Raw genomic sequence first — 1,761 nt, 5'->3', positions numbered from 1 at the left:
TCGTATCCGGCGACACCCTCAAGGTCGGGCAGACGGTGTTCACGTTCAGCGAGGGCACCCATTTGCTGACAGAGGAAGTGCCGACGACGCCCGTCCTGCGGGTATCACGGAATTCGCTCACCGATGCCCAATACCTGGTTCTGGAGGCGCTGTGCGGGTCTCGCGGGAGTGAGACCGCGCATTGCTACCCGGCGTCGAACGGCCGGATCGCGCAGGATCTGTGCCTGAGCATCGCCACCGTGAAGACCCACCTGCGGGCACTGTGCCGAACGTTCCAGGTCGACGACTTCCCGCAGAACCAGAAGCGAGTGGAGCTGGTCGAGCGGGCCCTCGCCAGTGGCGTGCTGGCCGATCGCAAGTCCAGTGTCGCCGACTGATATCCCGGTCAGATCGGGCGGAAACCCGCTCCGACGCCACCGTGCGCATCGATATCGCCGAGGATGCTGGTCATGTTCATGCCGACCTCCGGTCCGAGGCACGGCACGTACATATACCCGTTGACCATGCCGACGAGGGTCGAGCCGACCACGACAGGCCCACCGGAGTCACCGGAGATGACACAGATCTGCGTCACCGTCGCGATGTTGGATTGCAGCGGGTCACCCCAGGTGATGCCACAGGTCTGGCCGGTGGTCCTGCCTTCTTTGCAGGCGATGGCGGGGAACTGTGCTGGTCCGCCGATCCCGGTGATCGTGGTGTTGCCGACGCGGTTCACCGGAACGACCATGGCCGGGTCGAAGGTGATCACGGCGTAATCCATATTTTCGTTGAGGTAGGCGATCTCGCCGACGACGCCCGCGCCGGGATTGGCCTCGGCCTTGATGTCGGCGCCGAGGGGACCGCAGTGCGCGGCGGTGATCCCGACCAGCCGACCGCCGGAATCGTGCCCGATCGTGGTGAGCGTGCAGGTGGCGTCGTTCACGCCGATGCCGGAACCGCCACCGAGGACGGCTGGATCCGCGGCGTTCGCCGTCCCGATCTGCCCGGCCATCGTCACGCCGAGTGCTGCCAGTACTGCGCCTACTGCTGCGATTGCTCTTGACATATCCGATCCGTTCCGTTGGACGCGGCTATCTCTTGTGGCGCGAAACGACTGCGCGTTTGCTAGATCGAAACGGTAGCAAGTCCACATCACACCCAGGTCACCGCGGCGGGCCGACATCCATCGGCACCGCAGCCCACCTTGGTAGGGAGACCAGCGCTGGTAGTACCCAAGGGGGGAATGTGCAAGGCAACGGGGACTGGCTGGAGCAGGGCAAGAACCTGCACGACTTCGACCGCTGGTGTGTCGCGATGTTCAACTAGCCGACTCGTCGGCGGCGATGATCGTGTCGAGGGCGGCGGACAGGCGCGTCAGCACCGCGACGGTCTCGGCGAACGCCGCCGGTCCGAGCGCGTCGGCCAGCCGCCGCGCCATCACCGCGTGCTGCGGATCGATGCGCCGGATGGCCGCCTCACCCGCCGCGGTGATCGCCACCAGCTTGGCCCGCTTGTGCGCGGGGTTGGGGCGGTATTCGCACATCCCCTCGGCGACGAGCAGGTCGGCCACCCGCTGCACGCTCTGCCTGGTGATACCCATGGCGCGGGCGATCCCGGCGACCGGCAGCGGCTGTTCCTGCACGGCGGCCATCACCTGCCACCAGGCGACGGAGATCCCGGCCGGCGCGGGGCTAAGCTGCGCCGAGGGGTGGGTTTTTGGGGTGTTGCGGGTTAGGGTGTGCGGGGGGCCGGCGCGGTTTTTCTGTTTGAGGTTGATCGCGG

At 66.7% G+C, this 1,761-nt stretch carries 3 protein-coding genes; 1 reads left to right on the top strand and 2 read right to left on the bottom strand.

The genetic code is table 11. The features are described from left to right. Positions 1-377, top strand: a 377-nt coding sequence (locus tag ACFWPJ_RS31970; protein ID WP_378857128.1) for a helix-turn-helix domain-containing protein, incomplete at its 5' end; no start/stop codon positions are given. A gap of 8 nt (positions 378-385) precedes the next feature. Here the strand turns inward: ACFWPJ_RS31970 and ACFWPJ_RS31965 are convergent. Further along, on the bottom strand, positions 386-1,045 hold the full coding sequence (locus tag ACFWPJ_RS31965) for a serine protease (protein WP_378857126.1): 660 nt from the start codon (positions 1,043-1,045) through the stop codon (positions 386-388). Between the two features lie 252 nt (positions 1,046-1,297). Continuing rightward, complete coding sequence (locus ACFWPJ_RS31960) at positions 1,298-1,756, bottom strand: MarR family winged helix-turn-helix transcriptional regulator (protein WP_378857130.1); 459 nt, start codon at positions 1,754-1,756, stop codon at positions 1,298-1,300. Between the last annotated feature and the right edge of the window lie 5 nt (positions 1,757-1,761).

Source organism: Nocardia sp. NPDC058497, assembly GCF_042720195.1.
In the GTDB taxonomy this organism is placed as follows: Bacteria; Actinomycetota; Actinomycetes; order Mycobacteriales; family Mycobacteriaceae; genus Nocardia.
The sequence above is the reverse complement of the archived record's forward strand: the minus strand, read 5'-3'. Positions and strand labels throughout refer to the sequence as shown.

Excerpts from the sequence above, each read along its gene's own strand:
- ACFWPJ_RS31965 (WP_378857126.1), bottom strand. The coding sequence starts at position 1,045 with ATGTCAAGAGCAATCGCAGCAGTAGGCGCAGTACTGGCAGCACTCGGC.